The 20,155-nt window shown below is 69.3% G+C and carries 21 protein-coding genes, 1 tRNA gene and 2 pseudogenes; 18 read left to right on the top strand and 6 right to left on the bottom strand.

What is annotated here, in order from left to right; genetic code table 11:
* Positions 1-5: 5 nt before the first annotated feature.
* A complete protein-coding gene (locus OG899_RS07900; RefSeq protein ID WP_125497030.1) occupies positions 6-1,160 on the top strand; it encodes a Ku protein in 1,155 nt (384 codons plus the stop codon).
* A 167-nt stretch (positions 1,161-1,327) separates the two neighbouring features.
* Positions 1,328-2,059 carry a hypothetical protein gene (locus OG899_RS07895; protein ID WP_125497031.1) on the top strand — a complete coding sequence of 244 codons (732 nt, stop codon included), beginning with the start codon at positions 1,328-1,330 and terminating at the stop codon, positions 2,057-2,059.
* A 570-nt stretch (positions 2,060-2,629) separates the two neighbouring features.
* Here the strand turns inward: OG899_RS07895 and OG899_RS07890 are convergent.
* Positions 2,630-2,977 (bottom strand): hypothetical protein, encoded by a 348-nt coding sequence (locus OG899_RS07890; RefSeq protein WP_125497032.1) that lies wholly within the window; start codon positions 2,975-2,977, stop codon positions 2,630-2,632.
* Here OG899_RS07890 and OG899_RS07885 point away from each other — a divergent pair.
* Positions 2,976-3,905, top strand: coding sequence for a phosphotransferase family protein (locus OG899_RS07885; RefSeq protein WP_406310960.1), 930 nt, complete (start codon positions 2,976-2,978; stop codon positions 3,903-3,905). The two genes, OG899_RS07890 and OG899_RS07885, sit on opposite strands and share 2 nt — an antisense overlap.
* Positions 3,906-3,943: 38 nt before the next feature.
* Here OG899_RS07885 and OG899_RS07880 read toward each other — a convergent pair.
* Positions 3,944-5,184, bottom strand: a pseudogene (locus OG899_RS07880) (hypothetical protein).
* A gap of 386 nt (positions 5,185-5,570) precedes the next feature.
* Between OG899_RS07880 and OG899_RS07875 the strand changes: the two are divergent.
* Positions 5,571-6,149, top strand: coding sequence for a bifunctional DNA primase/polymerase (locus tag OG899_RS07875; protein ID WP_229814109.1), 579 nt, complete (start codon positions 5,571-5,573; stop codon positions 6,147-6,149).
* A pseudogene (locus OG899_RS07870) lies at positions 6,121-6,354 on the top strand (hypothetical protein); the annotation flags it as partial. The gene OG899_RS07875 and the pseudogene OG899_RS07870, both read left to right, overlap by 29 nt.
* 2,131 nt (positions 6,355-8,485) lie before the next feature.
* Here OG899_RS07870 and OG899_RS07865 read toward each other — a convergent pair.
* The 3 genes from OG899_RS07865 to OG899_RS07855 all read right to left on the bottom strand — a co-directional run bounded on the left by OG899_RS07865 (position 8,486) and on the right by OG899_RS07855 (position 10,814).
* The gene (locus tag OG899_RS07865) at positions 8,486-8,974 is read right to left on the bottom strand and encodes an NUDIX domain-containing protein (protein ID WP_406310959.1); all 489 of its coding nucleotides are present in this window, start codon (positions 8,972-8,974) and stop codon (positions 8,486-8,488) included.
* 19 nt (positions 8,975-8,993) lie between these two features.
* Positions 8,994-10,208 carry a helix-turn-helix domain-containing protein gene (locus OG899_RS07860; RefSeq protein ID WP_067400637.1) on the bottom strand — a complete coding sequence of 405 codons (1,215 nt, stop codon included), beginning with the start codon at positions 10,206-10,208 and terminating at the stop codon, positions 8,994-8,996.
* 234 nt (positions 10,209-10,442) lie between these two features.
* A complete protein-coding gene (locus tag OG899_RS07855; protein ID WP_067397219.1) occupies positions 10,443-10,814 on the bottom strand; it encodes a winged helix-turn-helix domain-containing protein in 372 nt (123 codons plus the stop codon).
* 153 nt (positions 10,815-10,967) lie between these two features.
* Here OG899_RS07855 and OG899_RS07850 point away from each other — a divergent pair, with 153 nt between their 5' ends.
* From OG899_RS07850 to OG899_RS07800, 11 genes are all read left to right on the top strand, one after another.
* The gene (locus OG899_RS07850; RefSeq protein WP_406310958.1) at positions 10,968-11,324 is read left to right on the top strand and encodes a hypothetical protein; all 357 of its coding nucleotides are present in this window, start codon (positions 10,968-10,970) and stop codon (positions 11,322-11,324) included.
* Positions 11,325-11,327: 3 nt separating this feature from the next.
* The gene (locus OG899_RS07845) at positions 11,328-12,683 is read left to right on the top strand and encodes an FtsK/SpoIIIE domain-containing protein (RefSeq protein ID WP_406310957.1); all 1,356 of its coding nucleotides are present in this window, start codon (positions 11,328-11,330) and stop codon (positions 12,681-12,683) included.
* Positions 12,684-12,703: 20 nt separating this feature from the next.
* Positions 12,704-13,399: a DUF2637 domain-containing protein gene (locus OG899_RS07840; RefSeq protein WP_406310956.1), complete on the top strand. Its 696-nt coding sequence runs from the start codon at positions 12,704-12,706 to the stop codon at positions 13,397-13,399.
* 21 nt (positions 13,400-13,420) lie between these two features.
* Entirely contained in the window at positions 13,421-13,612 is a 192-nt protein-coding gene (locus OG899_RS07835) for a mobile element transfer protein (RefSeq protein WP_067397215.1), read from the top strand.
* Positions 13,613-13,621: 9 nt separating this feature from the next.
* Positions 13,622-13,777, top strand: coding sequence for a hypothetical protein (locus OG899_RS07830; RefSeq protein ID WP_107470448.1), 156 nt, complete (start codon positions 13,622-13,624; stop codon positions 13,775-13,777).
* Positions 13,778-13,789: 12 nt separating this feature from the next.
* Positions 13,790-14,107, top strand: a complete 318-nt coding sequence (locus OG899_RS07825; RefSeq protein WP_406310955.1) for a SpdD-like protein — start codon at positions 13,790-13,792, stop codon at positions 14,105-14,107.
* Between the two features lie 86 nt (positions 14,108-14,193).
* Complete coding sequence (locus tag OG899_RS07820; RefSeq protein WP_067397213.1) at positions 14,194-14,745, top strand: GGDEF domain-containing protein; 552 nt, start codon at positions 14,194-14,196, stop codon at positions 14,743-14,745.
* Positions 14,746-14,830: 85 nt separating this feature from the next.
* Positions 14,831-15,016 (top strand): hypothetical protein, encoded by a 186-nt coding sequence (locus OG899_RS07815; protein WP_301478373.1) that lies wholly within the window; start codon positions 14,831-14,833, stop codon positions 15,014-15,016.
* The gene (gene repSA, locus OG899_RS07810; RefSeq protein ID WP_406310954.1) at positions 15,009-16,400 is read left to right on the top strand and encodes a replication initiator protein RepSA; all 1,392 of its coding nucleotides are present in this window, start codon (positions 15,009-15,011) and stop codon (positions 16,398-16,400) included. The genes OG899_RS07815 and repSA overlap by 8 nt, the downstream gene beginning before the upstream one ends.
* 11 nt (positions 16,401-16,411) lie before the next feature.
* A complete protein-coding gene (locus OG899_RS07805) occupies positions 16,412-16,585 on the top strand; it encodes an AlpA family transcriptional regulator (RefSeq protein ID WP_301478383.1) in 174 nt (57 codons plus the stop codon).
* The gene (locus OG899_RS07800) at positions 16,582-17,955 is read left to right on the top strand and encodes a tyrosine-type recombinase/integrase (protein WP_406310953.1); all 1,374 of its coding nucleotides are present in this window, start codon (positions 16,582-16,584) and stop codon (positions 17,953-17,955) included. The genes OG899_RS07805 and OG899_RS07800 overlap by 4 nt, the downstream gene beginning before the upstream one ends.
* Positions 17,956-18,167: 212 nt before the next feature.
* Here OG899_RS07800 and OG899_RS07795 read toward each other — a convergent pair.
* Positions 18,168-18,239, bottom strand: a tRNA-Arg gene (locus tag OG899_RS07795).
* Between the two features lie 139 nt (positions 18,240-18,378).
* On the opposite strand from OG899_RS07795, the gene OG899_RS07790 reads away from it, so the two are divergent.
* Entirely contained in the window at positions 18,379-18,900 is a 522-nt protein-coding gene (locus tag OG899_RS07790) for a response regulator (RefSeq protein ID WP_125497035.1), read from the top strand.
* Between the two features lie 111 nt (positions 18,901-19,011).
* Positions 19,012-20,142 carry an ArgS-related anticodon-binding protein NrtL gene (nrtL, locus tag OG899_RS07785; RefSeq protein ID WP_125497036.1) on the top strand — a complete coding sequence of 377 codons (1,131 nt, stop codon included), beginning with the start codon at positions 19,012-19,014 and terminating at the stop codon, positions 20,140-20,142.
* Positions 20,143-20,155 lie beyond the last annotated feature (13 nt).

The raw sequence follows: 20,155 nt of genomic DNA, 5'->3' as shown, positions 1-20,155 counted from the left end.
TGCACGTGCGATCCATATGGAACGGCGCCATCTCGTTCGGCCTGGTCAGCATCCCGATCAAGCTGGTGAACGCCACCGAGAGCCACTCCGTCTCCTTCCGCCAGATCCACACGCAGGACGGCGGACGCATCCGCTACCGCAAGGTGTGCGAACTGGAGGACCGCGAGGTCAGCCAGGCCGAGATCGGCAAGGGCTACGAGGAGGCGGACGGCACCATCGTCCCGATCACCGACGAGGACCTGGCCCACCTGCCGCTGCCCACCGCGAAGACCATCGACATCGTGGCCTTCGTCCCGGCCGACCGGATCGACCCGCTCCAGCTGGAGCACGCCTACTACCTGGCCGCCAACGGCGCCTCCGCCGCCAAGCCCTACACCCTGCTGCGCGAGGCGCTCAGACGCAGCAACCGGGTGGCGATCGCCAAGTTCGCCCTGCGCGGCCGGGAACGCCTGGGCATGCTCCGCGTCGTCGACGACGTCATCGTCATGCACGGCCTGCTGTGGCCGGACGAGATCCGCGCCCCCCAGGACGCGGCCCCGGACGTCGAGGTCTCGGTCCGGGACAAGGAACTGGATCTCGCCGACGCCCTGATGGACACCCTCGGCGAGGTCGACCTGGCCGACCTGCACGACGAGTACCGCGAGGCGCTCGAGGAGGTCATCGCCGCCAAGACCTCCGGCGAGACGCCCCCCGAGGCTCCGCAGCCGGCCACCGGCGGCAAGGTGCTCGACCTGATGGCCGCCCTGGAGAACAGCGTGCGCGCCGCGAAACAGTCCCGGGGAGAGGCCGTCGGCGAGACGGACGAGGGCACCGAAGCGACCGCCGAGGGCGGCGAGGAAGCCGGGGAGGACGAGGAGGCCGAGGAGGCCGAGGAGGCCGAGGTCAGGCACCTGCCCCGCCGCAAGAGCGCCGCCTCCCGCACGGCCGCCTCCCGCACCGCCTCGGGCAAGGCGGGCACCGGAAAGGCGGCACAGACGGACAAGGCCACGGCCAAGAAGACCACGGGCGCCGGCGCGAGCCGAAAGACGGCGTCCAGGACGGCACAGCAGAAGCAGCCGTCGAAGGAGAAGAAGACGGCCCGCACCGGCACCGGCAAGACGGCAGCGAAGAAGACCACGACCAGCCCGAAGAAGACAGCGGCCCGCAAACGCACCGCATGACCGCGGACAGTCACCGGCCGAACGACCCCGTCACACGCACCCGGCACGACGAAGGCATCCCGCACAGATTCCGAACCCGCCACGAAGAGGCGCCGAGGCGCCGAAAAAAATCAGGCGACACACCGTCCCCCGCCGACCTACTGTTCAGGCGTTCGAAGGGGGAGACGGTGACCAAGCTCAACCAGATCATCGCCGTGGAGAAGGGCGTGAAGAGCAAGGCTCTTCAGGACATCACCGCGGCCCACCACAAGGTGCAGAAGCCCGCGCTGCTCGCCGGCATCTCGCGCACCTACCAGCCCAAGGACGAGGAAGGCGAGCAGCTGCCGCCGGAGTCCACCCGGGTGCAGGTCAAGGCGGAGGACGTCCTGCGGGACATGGCCACGTCGCTGACCCGGCTGTTCGACGTCGTCGCCACCAAGGACTGGGCGAACTGCGCGGCCCGTGCCGACGTCACGGTGGACGGCCGGACCATCCTCACCGACGTCCCGGTCAGCCACCTGCTCTTCCTGGAGAAGCAGCTCGCCGAACTGCACGCCTTCGTCAAGAAGCTCCCCGTGCTGGACGCGGCCGAGTCCTGGTCCCTGGACCCCTCCACGGACTGGTGGAAGACCGAGCCGGTGCGCACCATCCGCACCAAGAAGGTCCCCCGCAACCACGTCAAGGCCGAGGCGACGGACAAGCACCCGGCGCAGGTCGAGGTGTACTACGAGGACGTGCCGATCGGCTACTGGACGACCGTGCGCTTCTCCGGTGCGCTTCCCGCGCGACGGGTGAACGAGCTGCTGGAGCGGGTGGAGAAGCTCCAGCAGGCCGTGAAGTTCGCGCGGGAGGAGGCCAACGGCACGGAGGTCGTCGACCAGCGCGTCGGCGACGCGGTGTTCGGCTACCTGCTCGCCTGAACCGCCGCGAACCCCATGATCGCCCCCGCGTGCGAGCGCGGGGGTGCGCAACAGGCGCGGGCCGGGTGAGGACCGGCAACGCGCCCTGGGCGCAAGCTGAAACTGAGGTTCAGCCTGACCGACGCGGGCACAGGACACATCCTGACCGCGGCCAAGCTCAGACTCTCGCCCCAGCTTCAGCATTCGCCGCCGCTCACCGGACGGGGCGGGCACGGACGACCGCCGTCGGATGCGAGTTCGACTCTCGTCTGCACCTCTGCACGGTGCGGTAGTTCAACGGTAGAACGCGACGGCCTGACACCTGATCCGTGCTCAACGACACCGCCGACGAGCGCACATGGTGGCACCCCAGGGGCCCGGGAGCTGGATACGCCTCCCGGGCCCCGCCATGTGCGCGGCAGCGGCCGGCGACCGGACTCCGTGCGTGCCGACGGACTTCAGGACCCGGCAGAGCGCCATCAGGCACCTGAGCGACAAAGCCGCCCGTGGTCCCGTCTCGCGGAATCCGCCCCAGGCCACGACGTACTCGCGAGCGGTCGGTGTGGGGGTGCGTGTCTGCGGGAGGCCGATTCAAGCGCGTGGCTGGGTGGCCGTTGTCGACGGTCCGTCGGTCGGCGGCGGACCCCAGTCGGTCACGCTGATGCCCGCGAGGACGAGGAACTGCTCGCTGATCTGCAGTTGTTGGAACGGAGAGCGCCCGTGCCGCCTGAGCCAGGAGCTGCGGCGTTCCTTCTCGCGGGGAGGGAGCGAGGACCAGTCGTCGAAATGGATCCCGGGGGTGCCGCTCCGGACCGCACGGCCTCTCGCCAGTGCGTAGTCCGCTTCCGCGGGGTTCTTTCTCAGCCGTACGAGAATCCAGGCGGTCTCGACAGGGATGCCCTGTCCAGGGGTGTGGCTGCGCCGTATCGTCGGAGGCATGATCTCGGGCAGCGGCGGGAAACCGGTCGGCGGCGGTACGGTGTTCACGGCGGAGGGCGTGGCAGCTGTCCTGCGCGAGGCCTGTGAGACGGCTGGACTGGATGTCGACGGGGCGGAGCTGCTGCGGCTCGGCTCCCATGCTGTGTACCGGCTGGCGTCCTTACCGGTCATTGTCCGCATCGCTCGTGACCCCAGTGTGCTGCCGGAGATGGAGCGCGCCGTAGGCGTGGCCCGTTGGCTGCAGAAGGTCGACTTTCCGGCCACTCGGGTGCCGGCCGGGATTGCTCAGCCCGTCGTCGTGCGCGGCCTGGTGGTGACCTTCTGGGAGAGCGTTCAGGAGCGCGAGGAGTACGCGACAGTCGGTGAGCTGGCCGACTTGCTCCGCCGGCTGCACTGGCTGGAGGAACCCACGTCACTGAGCCTTCCGTACTTCAATCCCATGGCCAAGCTCTCGGCCTCACTGGACGGTCTGAATGCCGTCTCCGAGGAGGACCGGTCCTTCCTGGAGGAACGGGCGACCAAGCTCGCCAAGGAGTACGACCAACTGGACTTCGTCCTTCCCTTCGGGATGATCCACGGAGATGCCAGTATCGGAAACATCCTCCGCCACCGGGATGGTCATGCCGTCCTCATCGACCTCGACGGATTCGCTCTCGCTCCGCGTGAGTGGGACCTGATCCAGACAGCGCTCTTCTACGACCGGTACGGCTGGCACACCCAAGCGCAGTACGCCGAGTTCGTCCACCGGTACGGGTTCGACCTCATGAACTGGCCCGGATACGAGACACTGGCCGACCTGCGAGAGCTGATGATGGTGGCGTGGCTCGGCCACCAGATCGGCGTGAGCGAGCGTTCTGACGCCGAGTTCGCCCGGCGGGTGCGCTCCCTGCGGACGGGCGAGGGACGTGAGGAGTGGAGCCCCTTCTGAGAGAGCGGTCGTCCTCTGCTGAGGCCGGTACTTCCTGGTCAGCCCCACTGCTCTGCGGCGATCCACAACCTGTGTTCGCGGGCCTGCTCTGCAAACCCACGCGCTGCCTGCTTTTGCCGACCGTGCTGAGGTTTCGGCGGAACTCCGCGAGGTAGCTGATGCATCGCGCCGACTTGAGTTGTTCTCCGAGATCCAGCGTGTCGAGTGCTACGCGGCATGCTTCCTCGACATCGCCGGCCCGTAAGTGGGCGTCGGCCAGGACCATGGTTGCGAAGAAGTCGCTTCGCACGTGGCTGCCGCTCATGGCGTTCTCGGCGTAGGCGACGGCCCGACGGGCGCTGTTGACGTCACGGAAGCAGTGGGCGGCCTCGGCGGCGAGTTCGACTTCGTCGAAATAGCTGATCCACTCCGGCTCGTCCTCGTTGTTCCGGCCTTCGAGAGCCTTGGTCGCCGCGCTCAGAGCAGCCTCGCAGGCAACGACGTCGCCGGTACACGCAAGGGCACGGGCCTCCATCGCGTGGAACTGTGCACGCAATGTCGGCGTGGCTACCGGAGAGATGCCCATGAGAGCGGCACGGGCGAGAGTAACTGCCTGGGTGTACCGCCCCAGAAAAGTCGCCTGATGGCTCATCGCTGACAGAATGCTGCCCGCGAGTCGGCGGTCGTTGGCGTCCTGGGCGAGCCGGAGGGCCTGGAGGAAGTACCGCTGGGCGAGCCCGTGGTGACAGGCGTCGTAGGACATCCAGCCGGCAAGGAGGGTCGCTTCTGCCACGGCAGAAAACAGGACTCGCCCCACTTGCTCGGTGTACCGGCCCCGCAGGAGCGGAGCCACATCGTTGTTGAGGTACTGGATCACCGAGTGACGCGCATGATCCCCGCCGAACTGATCGTCAAGCTGAGCGAACACGTCCGTCGTGGTCTTCACGGCTGCCACGTCGCCGAGACCGACCCGGACGCCCTCGGTACGCGGCCGCGGGATGCCCGGCTCGGGCGCAACCAACCACCGAAGGGATGCCTCGTTCCACGCGGGCTCGGACGGCTCCGCCGTGAGCAACGGGTCGTACCGGTTCAGATCAGCACGCCACAGTTGGCCAACCGTCCGGATGGCATCATCCGGGCTGGCGGGATAGGCAGCATCGAGCAGAGCGACGTCCTTAGACTCCCCGCGCCTCAATCCAAGCTCGACCGCGCTGGTGCCGAAAGCGTCACACAGAAGCGGGCCGTAGAAAACGTCCGGGGTACTGTGCCCGTTCTCCCAGCTGGCAATACGTCGCTTCACGCTGGCATCCGACGGGAGCTGATGGCCGCGCTGGGCGGCGACCTGGCGAAGCTCCCTCACCAGTCGTGGCTGACTCCAACCCCGGCTCGTGCGAGCCTCACGCAAGCGGACACTGGTCGGCTTCAAGACGGCTCTTCACTCCCTGCACCATGCCGGTGCGACAGCTCGAGGGATTCTGTCACTGACTGTACGCGCTGGTCAGCGCTCCGTGTAGGAAATAACCGGAGATCGCCAGCAAGAAATGGGGAGGACGGGGGATGCCGTGCCGTGCGTGGACGCGTCATCCCCCGTCACCCCTCGTCATCTGCCCCGGCCACGGGCCGGACCGTGAGTCTGGACGTACGGCGGCATCGGGGCCGCCGCAGTCCGACTGAAGGTGAGACGACGTGCAGAGGATGACCAGGCGGGGCATGGAATGGCTGTCTCAGGCGGCGGACGATCCGGCGCAGTGCCTACAGGTTTGGGCGGACGACCCGCGGATGCCCTGCCTGCTGGCGACGGGCCGCCTCTTCGACGTAGTGAGCGTGGAACAGCGCCTCGGCCTGGAGATGTTCGACCGGATCCTGCGCAGTGGCTTGCCGTTCGGGCCTTCGCTCATCGACCGCAAGGCGCAGCGCGTCGGATTCTTCCTCGGCTCGCAGAGCCGCGAGACCTTCACGCACTGCCTTGAGCGCGAAACATCCTCCCCGCCGCCGTACCGCTACCTCGGTGAAGGCTCCGCCGTCGTAGTGCCTGGCCCCATTCCGCTGTCCGGCGACCGCTACCAGTGGCTCCGCGCGCCGATGCGACGGCCGGCGACCAACCCGCTGAGGCCGGTCGCCCTCGCGACCGCGCTGGTGGCCTCCGCGGAGCTTCTGGCGAGGATCGACCGCTTCGACGAGCAGTACCCGACGCCGTACGCGGCGGTCGTTGCGCTCTCTGAGGAGACGACCACCGATGCGGGACGAGCTGACCAGTGGGCGTGATGCCACCACGTGGTCGCCTCTCGACAGCGACGGACGGTACGCGGCCCGAAACGCGACCACCGCACTGCGGGACGCCCTTGTATGCGCAGGCTCGGAAAAAGACTTTCCGTACCTGCGCGCGGATTTGAACGCCTTTGGACACGGCTTCGTCGAACTGGGCCGGGTGGCCCCCGACACGGCCGAACGCCTCGCGGAGCTTCTCCGCCAGGGCGAGCCGTTCGACACGGTGACCGGCCTCCCCGACTCCCTGCGCGGGGGCAAGGTGGTCCTGTCCCTGCTGGAGCTCGCGCTGAAGTACATCGACGCCCGGTGGGCGGAGGCGTCGGCGAAACAGGGGGGACAGCATGACCGACGCCCTCGCCACGGTCCCGCCTGCGCTGGTCAAGCCGGTCCGCGGACGCCCCGCCCCGGCCGTTCTCCGGCGGGCGCTGCGCTCGTACTGTGCTCGCGGTGGTCGGCGGGAGGAACGTCCCCGCACTCGTGCTCGTGCGGAACGCGCTGCTGCTCCCGGCGGCATCCGCCTGCACGCGCAAGAAGACCCCGCACCCAGCGAACTCGCTGGTGACGGGGTCTTTGACACACTTGCGCAGTGTGCCCCCGGCAGGATTCGAACCTGCGCACACGGCTCCGGAGGGCCTTTCGGTCTCGGACGCGTGCGCAGGTTATCGGCCGCTAGCGGATCGGTTGGCGATCACTTGTCCACAGATAGTCCACGGGCGCCGTTGCTCGGGTCCTCTAGATGCGAACTATCGGTAGGGTGGTCATCGAGGTCTGTTGGACTGCTCAGTCGGCCGTTGATGGTTGTTGGCGGGTGGTTGCGGCTGCGGTGGTTGCTGTACTCCGCTGCTGTACTGCAACCACGACCTTGCGCCCGTAAAACTGCTCATCAGATCGAGACGGTGAGCTGACCGGGTACTTGGACGAGACGGTACGGTCGGTTGAGGGTCCGGCGTCATGGATGCGGCCTGTGTGCCCTGAGGACGATCGGGGGGATCACGAGTCGGCGGGCCACACTTCCCGTAACCGGACTCAGTCCTGGAGTGCCCAGAACGCCGTTTGCCGCGCAAGCTGTCTGTGCAGGTCAAACCCATGATCAACGAGAGTGTGACGCGCGACACACGGAAACGGAGTGGCTGGCGCTCGCCGTCGCGCATCGGGCATCATCGACGCAGGCCACAGCCCCCTCCAAACGGGAAGGGTTCCTCTGGAGTTGAAGCCCGAAGGGCATGGAAAAGCCGAGATGGAGATTTCGGCAGGCAGGAAAACCGCCGTGGTGGTGGCACCGCCGTGGGTTCAAACCCCGCTGTCTCCGCTCTGTGAGCTATGAGAGCGGCCCCTGACCTGGTTGTTCGGTCGGGGCCGTTTTTGTGTCGGGCTACTGTGGCTGCCTGGTATTCTCCTGTGGTTTTCCGCTCGATCGGGCACGTGTGGGGCGCGGTTACCTTCTGATCCGCAGCTTTATGCGGATTAGCCGTAATCGGTTATCCCGCATTCTCCTTCCATGCCGTCCCGCGTCAACGGGAAGTTGACCGCGGCGAGAGGTCGGCTCTGAGACTTTGGGCGGGAGCTGCTTTGGGGCGAGTGATCATGGCCCATTACGCTGGCCCGCGAATCGGGCAGGCTTGTGGACCTGCCCGCTAATGCCCGATCTTGGGCCATGATCTGAGAGGCTCGCCCCAAAGTGGCTGCCTAAAGTCTCGGAGCCGACCGGCCCGGCCACGGCGGGGTTCTCCCTTCTCATGGCTGCACTCGCCGTCCGGTCGGCGACCTGGCGTGGGATCGGCGGGGGCGTACGAACGCCCGCGCATCTGGCAGCGTCGGCCTGCATGCCACTGTCACCACGATCCGGCCTTTTGCGGGAACACAAAGCGTCTTTGACCTGCACTGCTGGGGGCACTGTTCGCTCCCGTGCCCGTGTTGGAGTGTGGCCGCTGTGTGCGGTGCCGGGCGGGCGGCGGCGTGCGGCCGGTGGCGAAGACAGGGAGGCGGCGCGGCGGCGACCGGCCGGCGCCGCCGCGCTTGGTGCGGCCCTCGGTTCGATCCGACCGACCTATGGGTGTAGGCAACCGGGTGGAAAGGGTGCGTGGTGGCTCCGGAAGCGAGGCGTTGGGGTCTGGCTGCTGCGGTGTTTTTCCTCTCTCAAGGCCGGATCGTGGTGGCGGTGGCGTGCGGGCCAGAGCAGCCGTTGATGTGCTTGGGCAGAGTGTCCGGCGGCCGGGTGACGGTGGTCGAAGAGCGCCGTTGGCCGCCGGACGAGCGAGCGAAGCGAGCCCTTGATGAACGTAGAGAAACTTCCACCGCGCTAGGCTCAGGCCATGTCGGCTTCCTCCATGCCGCTATGCGGCAATGCCGTCTGGCCGCCGTCCATGTTCGAGATAGACCGGTGCGGTCCCTGATGCTCGGGCCTCGATCGCGGCAAGGATCCGCCGCGCCAGGCGGGGAATCGTCCGCTGGGCCACCTCGTCCGGGGCCACGAATGCGAAGCTTCTCAGTTCGTCCGCCTGCAAGCTCACCTCGGCCTGGGCCTCCGGTGTGAGCTGCCCGCCGTCGAAGAGGTACAGCACCTTGTCGCCCTCGGCGTCGTTCGGTGCCCAGTCGATGGCCAGCAAGCGCACCAGGGGCGGAGTGATGCCCAGCTCTTCTCGCACCTCACGAACGGCGGCCTGGAGCGGCGATTCCCCCACTTCGACGTAGCCGCCGGGGATGTCCCAGTAGTCCTTGTAGGTGGGCTGCACCATGAGGACCCGCCCGTCGGCGTCAAAGAAAAGCGCACCCGCTGCCATGCGCGGATGCGCCATCTTCGCTTCGTGCTCGCTCGCTGCCATGCGGCCGAGCGTACCCACCTCAGACGACATGCAGCCGGTCGGCAAGTTCTGCCAGGGGCCGACTCGGCCGGCCGCGCTGGTTCCGCACCCAGCTGAGGACAAGCTCCCGGGCGAGGTAGTGGCTGCGGACCTGCTCCGGTGCCCACCGCTCGGCTTCAAGGATCATCGACAGGGCGTCGTCCGTCCGGTTGTGCGCACTGAGGGCTCGAGCCACTTCGAGGTTGTGACGCGCCCGCCGCTCAATGGGCAGACCGCTGGTGTCGATCTGTGGGCCAAGATCCATGGCCACCTGCATGTCTCCCAGTTCCGCCGCCGTGGCGACTCGGTGAATCGCGACGTTCGTGGGACCGAACGCGGTCCACATGTGGTTGGCGTCGCGTCCCAGGCGCTGGGCTGCCTGCTCCGCCTCGGCGAGGAATGCGCGAGTGGTGGCGCGGTCATCGGCGCGCGCGGCGGCCATCGACCCCGCCAGGAAGAGAGTCCCGTAGATCGACAGGAACTCCGCGCTGGCGTTCCTGAGCGCTGGACGAAGGTAGTCGGCTGCGTCGCTGACCAACTGAACGGCGGCATCGAAGCGGCCGTTGGACAGGAGGCAGTGAGCCACGGAGCGGAAGAGCGACCCGGTGACGGCCATGTTGTCGGACTGCTGAGCTGCGGCCAGCCCGCGGTCCGCCGCGATCCATGCGAGGTCGGTTTCGCCAACCTTGGTCAGCACCATGGCGGCGCTCTGGTAGGTCATCGCCATCAGCTCGTGGGCGCGCTCGCGGTCCCGGCCCGTCTGCGCCTGGGCTGTGATGAGCGCATCGGCCAGTACGAGGGGAAGACGCCGGGTCGCGAACCCGTACCGGGAATCCTGGTAGGCGTCCCAGACTTCGGCCACGCTGTTCTTCAGCTCGTCGAGAGGTGTCGGTTCGCCTTCGGTGGTCACACCCAGAAGCGGGGTGAGCTGCCGGTAGTTCATCAGCGCCGACCGAAGCGCCGGCACCGTACGGGTCCCGCTGTCGGCCGTCCACTCCATCAGGGTCGGCTCGGCGAGCAGATCGCCAAGGGTCACGTCTAACGCGTCGGCCAGGGACTTGATGACCGACAGCCGGTCCAGCTCCAGCCGGTTGTTCTCGGCCTTGCTCAGCCAGTCGACCGTACGGCCCACCAGACCGGCCAGGACTTCCTGGGACATGCCGCGCCGGCGGCGGTACCAAGCGACCCGCTCACCGATCGTCAGGTTCGTCGTCATTCCTCGCATGGGAAGAGCGTCCCCCTGTCCGTTCGCTGAACCCCGGAGAGATTTTCCGGGGTAGTGAGCCGGGCCGGTCCTAGCGTTGCTGACAACCCGAAGAGCTGTCAGGCCGAGAGTGCGACGAAGGGGCTGTCGTGGCGCTGACCCCGTTAGAACGGCTGGAACTGATCGACCAGGTGAGAGAACTGGGTGATGAGGTGGGCGAACTGGCGCGCCGCATGGACGTGTTGATCACTGTCCTCCGGCCTGCTGTCGCACCAGTTCCTCAAGCCGGTCCATCCGTTCGGCGAGACGGCGCACGTCCCGGCGAACCTCCGACAGGTACTCGGTGATCTGCTCGAACTCCGGGCTCCGCTTCGCCGGGGTGCCCTCGCCGGGCAGCGTGGCAAAGCTGCCCTTGCCCTGGTGGGAGATCGCGTAGCCGTCCTCGCGGAGTCGGGAGATCGCCTGCCGGGCCACGGTGCGGGACACGCCGTGCTCCGCCATCAGCTGTGCCTCTGAGGGCAGCTTGTCCCCCGGCGCGAGTTCCCCGTCCCGGATCCTGCGCTTGAACTCGTCGGCAATCTGCAAGTACGCGGCACGCCCGGCAGTGAAGTCGGCCATAGCCCCTCTCCGTGGTTGTCGTACCTAGTGCAGCACACCTCTCGGACAGCAGTCGAGAACAACCCACTTGACACACCAAGTAGTACAGGTGCAGTCTCAAGTTCAGATGACGTACTAAGTGCGTCAGGTTCATCGACTCTAGGAGCGCAACTCATGCGTCAGATCCCCGTCGACACCTCCGGCGCGACCGTGATGGTCGCCAAGGCCCCGCAGCCCAAGGTCCGCGACCGCAGTACCGGTGAGATCGCCATTGACGCCGAGACCGGCGCCAAGCTGATGACGGTCGACGTGATGTTCGCGGCCAACGACGAGGTGGAGATCCTGTCTCTTACCGTCCCGGAAACCGGCATCTCCGGTGACCTGGCCATGGGCACCCCGGTTGCGCTGACCGGTCTGATCGCCCGGCCGTGGGAGACCGAGTTCAACGGCCAGAAGCGGCACGGCATCGCCTTCCGCGCGGTCGCGGTCACCTCGCTGGCCGACACCGCCGCGAAGCCGAAGGCGGTCTGAGCCATGACGTGGCTGATCGTTGCCCTGGTACTGGTCGTCGCTGCTGCGGGTCTCCTGCGGTGGCGGCGCCCCGCCTGGTACTGGCTGACCTTCGGAGTCACCCTCGCCGCGCTGCGGGTCCTGATCCGCTACGGCTCGGTCATGGACGCCTGCGGGCTGACCGTTCCGCCCCCTCGGTGGCGTCTCGCCCTCGCCCGGTTGATCAACCGGCCCGTTCCCGAGCCGCGGGCCCCGCGCATCCTGCGGGTACGTCCGACCCGGACCGGCCTCGTCTTACGGATCAAGCTGCGGCCCGGCCAGGACGCCTTCGATGTGGCCGCCTCGTGTGACCGGTTGCGTCACTCGTTCGGGATGTACGGCATCACCTCCCGTGAACTGCGCTCCGGAGTGGTCGAGTTGCGAATGACCGGCTACGACGTGCTCAAGCGGGTGCAGATGCCGGCCAAGCTGGAGCGCACGCCGACGCGCATTCCCGTCGCCCTGCGGGAGGACGGCGAGGTGCACTACCGCGACTACCGCACCGTCCCGCACGCGCTGACCCTGGGCGCGACGAAGTCCGGCAAGTCCGTCTACCAGCGCAACCTGGTCACCGAGCTGGCCGCTCAGCCGGTGGCCCTGGTCGGCATCGACTGCAAGCAGGGTGTGGAGCTGTACCCGCTGGCCCGCCGCTTCTCCGCGCTCGCCGACAACCCCGACACCGCCGCCGAACTCCTGGATGCGCTGGTGGCGCACATGGAGGACGTCTATCAGCTCATCCGCGCCGAGCAGCGCATCGCCGCCGACATACCGGATGCGGAGATCGCCGCCGACATCTGGGACCTGCCCGAGGACCTGCGCCCGGTGCCGATCGTGGTGCTCGTCGACGAGGTCGCCGAGCTGGCCCTGTTCAACACCAAGGAGGAGGAGAAGCGCCGGGACCGGATCATCACCGCCCTGGCCCGGCTCGCCCAGCTCGGCCGCGCCGCCGGCATCTATCTGGAGATCTGCGGGCAGCGCTTCGGCTCCGAACTCGGCAAGGGCATCACCATGCTCCGCGCCCAGCTCACCGGCCGCACCGCGCACCGGGTCAACGACGAGTCCTCGGCGAACATGGCCTTCGGCGACATCGCCCCGGACGCCGTGCTGGCTGCGGTCCAGATATCACCCGACACCCCCGGCGTCGCCGTGGCCGGTGACTCCACCGGCGGATGGGCTCGCATCCGCACCCCGCACACCTCGCTGCGCAAGGCCGTGAACGCCTGCAACCGGCACGCCGACCTGACCCCGGACCTGCCCGACCTGGCCCCGTTCCGGCCCGAGCTCGACGCCCTCGCACCGGCTTCCGCCCCGGCGGCCAAGTCCGCCCCGGCCACCGCCTGAGCCCGGAAGGAGGACACCCCATGCTCCGCTCGACCCTGCGACTGGACGCCGTTCTGGTCCAGGCCGTGATCGCCGGTGCCCTCTCCTTCGCCCACCTGCACGACCTGGCCGCCGCTGCCGGACAGGACGGGTGGAAAGCCTGGGCCTACCCGGTCAGCGTGGATCTGCTCCTGGTCGCCGCCTGGCGACGGCTGCGCACCGACGGGCCGTCCCGGCTGGCCTGGTGCTGGTTCCTCATCGCCCTGATCGCCTCGCTCGGCGCCAACGTCGCCACCGCCGGACTGCTCAACCTGGACGACGTCCCGGCCTGGCTGCGCATCCTCGTCGCCGCTTGGCCCGCCTTGGCCTTCATGGGCGGCACCCTGCTCGCCCACTCACCCGCGCACCGCTCCCCGACCTCGCTGGCATCCGCCGCCCCGGACCCAGACCCCGTGCCTGAGGCCGAGCCCGAACCGGCCGCAGTCGCCGAGCCGGACCCGGCGCCCGAACCCGTCGCGGTCCCGGAGCCCGAGGAAACTCCGGCCCTCCCGGTTGCCGACCCGGCTCCCCCCACGCCCCCGGCGGTGCCGGTCCCGGCCGCGCTGGTCGACCACGCCCGCAAGGTCGCCGACGACCACCGCGCCCGCACCGGATCACCGATCGACACCGACACCCTGCGCGCCCGCCTCGGCGTCCCGCCGCACCTGGCCGACGCCATCGCCGCCCAGCTCGCCTGACCCGAAAGGAGACAACTCCTCATGCCCGCCCGTGACTTCTTCCACTCCTTGATGCGGATCGGCCCGGTGCAGATCGGCACCCACCGCGACCGCAACGGCACCACCAAGCACACCGCCGTGTGCAGCGCCGACGGCTGCGGCTGGTCCGCCGACTACTCCTCCCAGTCCGCCGCCCAGCTCGCCGCCCGCACCCACCGCTGCAAGGCCCGCTAGGAGGCCACCGTGGAGGTCCCGCTCTGGTTCGCCCTGCTGGTCGTCGGAGTCCTCGGCGTCAAGCTCGTCCGCCCGCCGCTGTGGCTGGTCCTGGTGCTGCTGCTCGGCGGCTACCTCATCGCCGACAGCCTCCTGGCCTCGGTCGTCGACCCCTTCGTCAAGTAAGGAGACCCGCTCATGCTCCGCCCGAAGCTCCCGGCCATGCCTCAGCCCACCAGCACGGCCACCCTGCCCGCTGTCGTCGAGTCGACCGCCGTCGAGCAGCCCCCGACCGCTGTCACCCCGGCCGCGGCCCCGGCCCCGGTGCCGTCCCGGCCGGTCGTGCAGCTGACCCCCGGCACCGCGCTGGCCCTGGTCGGCGGCGGCACCGCCCTGGTCCTGGTCGTCGGCACTGTCCTGGTCTCCCTGCTCCTGGCCGTCGCCGTCACCGCCGCCTCGGTCGCCGTCTGCGCCCTGGTCATCCGCTCGCTCGCCTCTGCCCAGCACCGCCGCTGACCGGTCACCGGGTGGCGCACAAGCCGCCAAGCACGCCGCCACCCAGGACCACGCTCCGCCAACCGCCAGCATCGAAAGGAACACTCATGGATCCGCACATAGCTGCCGCCCTGGTGCCGTTAGTCGGCTGGGCCGTGCACGGGAGCATCCTCACCCGCCGTCTTGCCTCGGCCCGCCGCGACCCGCTCACCGGCCTGCACACCCGCGCCGGATGGGCCGCTCGCGCCGAACACATCATCCGCCGGCACCCGCAGGCCGCCGTGCTCCTGGTCGACCTCGACCACTTCAAGACCCTCAACGACACCCACGGCCACGCTGCCGGGGACGCCGCCCTCGTCGCCACCGCTCACCGGCTGCGCACCTGGTGCGGCCGTCACGGCACCGCCGGACGCCTGGGCGGGGACGAATTCGTCGCCGTCGTCCGGAACCTGGACGCCGCCGACCTGGATGCGCTGATCGCCGCCCTTCACCAGCCGCTGAACCACCAGGGCGTGCCGCTGCCGCTGGCTGCCTCGGTCGGTGCCTGCCGCGTCGCCGAGCTGCCGGTACGCACGCTGACCGATGCGCTCGCCGCCGCCGATGCGGCCATGTACGCGGCCAAAGGACGTGGCCGCCGGGGCACGCGCCTTCCTCGCTGACCGGCCGCCGGGTGGCGCACAAGCCGCCAAGCACGCCGCCACCCGGGGCCGTTCCCTCCAACCGCAGTCGAAAGGAACCACCATCATGACCCAACCCACCCCGCCCGCGCCGAGAATCTGCCCGGCCTGCGACGGCTTTGCCACGGTCGCCATCACCCTCGGCGGCCGCGACTCGCACGGCCACCTGCACACCATCACCGTCGACTGCCCGGCCTGCCACGGCACCGGCACCGCTCCCGCCCGCCGGGACCGGGAGGGTGCCCGTGCCTGACACCGCGACCTTCGCGGGCCTGGATCCGGTCACCCTCGGCGACCTGCTGAGGGTGGCCTCGGCCGACGACTACCACCGCTGGCACGAGCAGATCCGCCGCACCGGCGGCTGCGCCGACCCGATCCACCTGCGTGGCTGGGTGCTGCACAAGGACAAGACCACCGGTCAGGTACTGCACCACTACACCACCGAGAACGAGCCGGGCGGACGGCTCCGCATCGCCTGCGGCAACCGCCGCGCCTCCCGCTGCCCGGCCTGCGCCTGGACCTACGCGGGCGACACCTACCACCTCATCCGCGCCGGCCTCGCAGGCGACGACCGCCACGACATCCCCGCCACCGTCCGTGACCACCCCCGCGTCTTCGCCACCCTCACCGCCCCTTCCTTCGGCCCGGTCCACAACCGGCCCGACCACGGCGCCTGCCGCTGCGGCACCCGCCACACCCCGGACGATCCCGCCCTGGGCACCGCCCTGGACCCGACCACGTACGACTACGCGGGCGCCGTACTGTTCAACAACCACGCCGGACAGCTGTGGATGCGCTTCACCAATCGCCTCCGCCGTGAGATCGCCGCCCGCGCCGGCATCACCCAACGCGAACTCAAAGAGGTCTGCCGCGTCTCCTACGGCAAGGTCGCCGAGTTCCAAAAGCGCGGCGCCGTGCACTTCCACGCCGTGATCCGCCTCGACGGACCCGACGGCCCGGACACCCCGCCTCCGTCCTGGGCCACCACCGGCCTGCTCGCCGACGCGATTCGCGCCGCCGCCGCGCACAGATACACCTCGGTCTCCGTCCCGGCCGCCGCCGACCAACCGGCCCGCACCTTCCGCTGGGGCACCCAGCTCGACATCCGGCCCGTGAAGGCGTTCGGCGACGGCTCCGAGATCACCGAACAGGCCGTCGCCTCCTACGTCGCCAAGTACGCCACCAAAGCCGCCGAGAGCACCGGCACCCTCGACCGACGCATCGGCGAACTCGCCGAGCTCGAACGCCACGGCGTCCCCGACCACACCCGCCGCCTGATCGAAGCCTGCAAGACGCTCGACCCTCTGTATCCGGACCGGCGCCTGTGGGCCTGGGCGCACATGCTCGGCTTCCGCGGCCACTTCTCCACCAAGTCCCGCCGCTACTCCACCACCCTCGGCGCACTGCGCCAGGCCCGCGCCGACTACCGCGCCGCCCAGGAACACGCCGCCCTCGGCCTTGACGACATCGAGCCGGACACCGTCCTGGTCCTGGCCGACTGGCAGTACGCCGGCCACGGCCACACCCCCGGTGAATCCGTCCTCGCCGCCACCATCGCCCGTGACCTCCAGCTCAACCGCGAAACCGCCCGCGAAGCCCTGCACGACCAACTCAGTCAGGAAGGAGCGTTGACGTGAAAGACGAGCTGATGACCGTTCGAGAGGTCTGTGCCGAACTGAAGGGCATCTCGCGTCGGACCTTCTACCGCTGGCGCGAGTTGGGCCAAGCGCCTCAGGCATTCAAGTTGCCGAACGGAGAACTGCGGGTCTGGCGGAGTGACTTCATCGCATGGCTCAATGCCCAGGAGCGAACTGCCGCATGAAGTCACTCGACGTCAAGGTCTGGGGCGTTCGGAAGAGGAACACACAGAAGCCGTCATATGACGTCAGATGGACGGTTTCGGGTCGCGTTTTCTCAGAGCAATTCCGGACCAAGGGACTTGCAGATCACTTCCGGGCCAAGCTGCTGCGCGCCGCCCGTGACGGTGAGGAGTTCGACACGGTCACCGGCCTGCCGGACTCGATGGCAGAGAAGAAACCCTCGACCACCTGGTACGACTTCGCCCTGAAGTACCTCGCCATGAAGTGGCCGCACGCCGCTCCGAACACGCGAGCCGGGATCAACGAGTCGCTCACTGCGGTGACCATGGCTCTGCTCGATGACCGTCCGGGGCGGCCCTCCGATGACCTCATCAGGACGGCGCTGCGAAATTGGGCATTCGTCCTTCCCGGGCCAGGTGATCGCGAATTACCGACGGAGATCGCGACCGCCCTGCACTGGGTTTCCAAGGCCTCTCGCCCCCTCTCGGACCTCGGCGACGCCGCGATAGGCAGGGCAGTGCTGGACTCGCTCAAGCTGAAGCTCGACGGAACGGCGGCAGCCGCGGAAACCGTCCGGCGTAAGCGCCGGACGCTCGTCAACGCCTTGCACTATGCGGTGGACCTCGGGGAGTTCAAAGAGCACCCGATCACTGGGATTCGCTGGCAGAAACCGAAGGTGGCCCAGGAGGTCGATCCTCGGGTGGTCGCTAATCCGGAGCAGGCTCGGTCTCTGCTGACTGCGGTCTCGTACGTCGGCGGCTACAGGCGGGCGCGTGGCCGTCGGCTCGTCGGTCTGTTCGCCTGCATGTACTACGGCGCTCTGCGCCCTGCTGAGGCCGTCGGCCTCACCCGAGCGGATCTGAAGCTGCCGGAGACCGGTTGGGGAACGGTCCTGCTGAACCGGACACGCCCCAGCGTCGGCAAGCAGTGGACGGACTCCGGCGAGACCCACGACGATCGCGGTTTGAAGAACCGGCCGGCCGAAGAGGTCCGGCTCGTGCCGATCCCGCCCCAGCTCGTCGGCATCCTCCGGCAGCACCTCGACACCTTCGGCACCGCCGACGACGGACGCCTGTTCACCAACGAGCGCGGGGGAGTGGTCGGCTCCTCGACGTACTACCGCGTCTGGCAGGAAGCGCGGACGCTGGCGCTCCCGCCGGCCGTGGTTGCCTCCCCGCTCGCTGCCCGGCCGTACGACCTCCGGCACTCGGCGCTGTCGACATGGCTCAACGCGGGAGTCGACCCCACGGAGGTCGCCGAGCGGGCGGGCAACAGCGTCGAGGTCTTGCTGAGCCGCTACGCCAAGTGCATCGACGGGCGGCAGGAGATCGCCAATCGGAAGATCGAAGAGCTGTTGCGCGAGTACGAGTGAGCGCGGCCGATGCTGCTTCGGGCCCCTGGACTTGTCCGGGGGCCTCGCTGTTTGCTGGGGCTGACCAGCGCGGACGCCTCAAGATCCTGTCCACGAATAGTCCACAGACCGCGCCTCAGGGCTGCTCAAGGCTGCCTACGGCTGCACACGCAACAAGACCCCGCACTCAGCGTTCTCGCTGGTCACGGGGTCTTCAGGCACGTCACACGGAGTGCCCCCGGCAGGATTCGAACCTGCGCACACGGCTCCGGAGGCCGTTGCTCTATCCCCTGAGCTACGGGGGCTGGTGTTCGTCGTGCTCTCTGCGCGGCGACGAGTAGAACACTACCAGCTCCGAGAGGGTGCTCATGAACGTTTTCCGGGGAGGGCGTCTGTCGAGCGGGCGCCGCCCCGCCTGCGGGCCGTCGCCCGGACGGTGCGGAAGTGGGGAAAACCCGGACGCGGTGGCCGGTGCGGACCTACTCTCGAGGTGTGCCAGGCGCTTCGGGTCGGGTGCTTGTTGTGGACGACAACAAGGTCATCCGGCAGCTGATCAGGGTCAATCTCGAGCTGGAGGGGCTCGAGGTGGTGACCGCGGCCGACGGGGTCGAGTGTCTTGACGTCGTGCACCGGGTGCGGCCGGACGCCATCACGCTGGACGTGGTGATGCCCCGGCTGGACGGGCTGTCCACGGCTGCGCGGCTGCGTGCCGACCCGCGCACGCGGGATCTGCCGCTGGCGATCGTGAGCGCCTGCACACAGCGGGAGGTCGAGGCGGGGCTCGGGGCCGGGGTCGACGCCTTTGTCGCCAAGCCCTTCGAGCCGGCCGAGTTGGTGCGGATCGTGCGGGGGCTGGTCGCGGCGCGCAGGGGCGGCGGCAGGAGGAAGGGGCCGATGGGGCCGGCGGGGCCCACGGCATCCGGTGGGCCGGGGGACGCGGAGCGGGCCGGGCGCAACAGCGGTTGAGCGTGCCGCCGGGCCGGGGGGCGTACGCGCAGAGTGCTGCGGCGTCCACATGGCGATACCGGGGCGGATCGAGGCCCCTGCCCGCCTGTCTCGTTGTCTACGCTTGTCACCGTGACCCCCGTCGAGCTCTCCCGTACCGTGCTGCGCGCGGTACGTCGCGCTGTCGACGGGGGAGAGCTGAGCGTGCACGTCCCGGAGCGTGCGGTCGTCACTCCGCCCGGACCCGGCGGGTGCGGTGACTACGCCACCACCATCGCCCTGCGGCTCGCCCGGCCCGCGGGGCAGCCTCCGCAGCACGTCGCCCGGGTGCTGCGCGAGCACTTGATGGCCTTCGACGGGATCCGGGACGTCGTCGTCACCGGGCCCGGGTTCCTCAACATCAGCCTGGACGATGCGGAAGCCGAGAACGGCTCCGCCCGCCTCGTCGCGGACGTGCTGCGCGACGGGGTGCGGTACGGGCATGTGAGGTCCACCACAGAGCGGGGTGGCGAGGGCGACGGTCCGGAGCGGGGACGGCAGGTGCGCCGCGTGGTGGTGCGGTGTTCCGTCGAGCCGCGCGGTCTTGTCGTCGCCGACGTCGTGGCCCGGCTGCTGGGCAGCCAGGGCGTGGACGCCCATGTGTCCTGCGGCGGCCCGGTGCCGCGGGAGTGGTCCGAGGTGCTGCAGGTCCGGATCGGTGATCCGAAGACGGGTGTCGGCGGTGCCGGCGATGCGGGCGACGTGGAGAGCGTCGTCGTCCGGCCGGTTCCGGTGCCCGTTCCCGCCGCCGGTGTGCTGGCGCTCGGGCGGGACGCCGGGCGGTGGGCGCTGCTGCACCCCGCCGGGCACGACCGGCCACGGATCGGGCCCGAGCACCTCGTCCAGCGGGAGAGCAACCCGCTCTTCCGTGTCCGGTACGCCCACGCCCGCACCCGGGCCCTGCAGCGCAACGCCGCCGATCTCGGCTTCGGACCCGAGCCCGGCCCCGCCCGCACCCCGCTCGCCCGGCCGCTGCTCACCGCGCTCGCCGACCATCCGCGCGTCCTCGCCCAGGCCGCGGACCACCATGCGCCCGACCGGCTCGCCCGGCACCTCGTCACCGTCGCCGATGCCGTGCTGCCGCTGCTGCCCGCCGTGCTCCCGATCGGCGAGGAGAAACCCTCGGCCGCCCACCGGGCCCGGCTCGCCCTCGCCGAAGCCGCCGGGACGGTGCTGGCCGGCGGCCTGACCCTGCTCGGCATCGACGCACCCGACCACCTCTGAGAGCCAGAGAGAC

Source organism: Streptomyces thermoviolaceus (assembly GCF_045209695.1).
Lineage (GTDB): Bacteria > Actinomycetota > Actinomycetes > Streptomycetales > Streptomycetaceae > Streptomyces > Streptomyces thermoviolaceus.
Note: the sequence above shows the minus strand (reverse complement) of the source record. Positions and strands in the feature narration are given on the sequence as shown.

Excerpts from the sequence above, each read along its gene's own strand:
- OG899_RS07885 (WP_406310960.1), top strand. The coding sequence starts at position 2,976 with ATGATCTCGGGCAGCGGCGGGAAACCGGTCGGCGGCGGTACGGTGTTC.
- OG899_RS07890 (WP_125497032.1), bottom strand. The coding sequence starts at position 2,977 with ATGCCTCCGACGATACGGCGCAGCCACACCCCTGGACAGGGCATCCCT.
- OG899_RS07865 (WP_406310959.1), bottom strand. The coding sequence starts at position 8,974 with ATGGCAGCGAGCGAGCACGAAGCGAAGATGGCGCATCCGCGCATGGCA.
- OG899_RS07860 (WP_067400637.1), bottom strand. The coding sequence starts at position 10,208 with ATGACGACGAACCTGACGATCGGTGAGCGGGTCGCTTGGTACCGCCGC.
- OG899_RS07855 (WP_067397219.1), bottom strand. The coding sequence starts at position 10,814 with ATGGCCGACTTCACTGCCGGGCGTGCCGCGTACTTGCAGATTGCCGAC.
- OG899_RS07850 (WP_406310958.1), top strand. The coding sequence starts at position 10,968 with ATGCGTCAGATCCCCGTCGACACCTCCGGCGCGACCGTGATGGTCGCC.
- OG899_RS07845 (WP_406310957.1), top strand. The coding sequence starts at position 11,328 with ATGACGTGGCTGATCGTTGCCCTGGTACTGGTCGTCGCTGCTGCGGGT.
- OG899_RS07840 (WP_406310956.1), top strand. The coding sequence starts at position 12,704 with ATGCTCCGCTCGACCCTGCGACTGGACGCCGTTCTGGTCCAGGCCGTG.
- OG899_RS07835 (WP_067397215.1), top strand. The coding sequence starts at position 13,421 with ATGCCCGCCCGTGACTTCTTCCACTCCTTGATGCGGATCGGCCCGGTG.
- OG899_RS07825 (WP_406310955.1), top strand. The coding sequence starts at position 13,790 with ATGCTCCGCCCGAAGCTCCCGGCCATGCCTCAGCCCACCAGCACGGCC.
- OG899_RS07820 (WP_067397213.1), top strand. The coding sequence starts at position 14,194 with ATGGATCCGCACATAGCTGCCGCCCTGGTGCCGTTAGTCGGCTGGGCC.
- OG899_RS07815 (WP_301478373.1), top strand. The coding sequence starts at position 14,831 with ATGACCCAACCCACCCCGCCCGCGCCGAGAATCTGCCCGGCCTGCGAC.
- OG899_RS07805 (WP_301478383.1), top strand. The coding sequence starts at position 16,412 with ATGACCGTTCGAGAGGTCTGTGCCGAACTGAAGGGCATCTCGCGTCGG.
- OG899_RS07800 (WP_406310953.1), top strand. The coding sequence starts at position 16,582 with ATGAAGTCACTCGACGTCAAGGTCTGGGGCGTTCGGAAGAGGAACACA.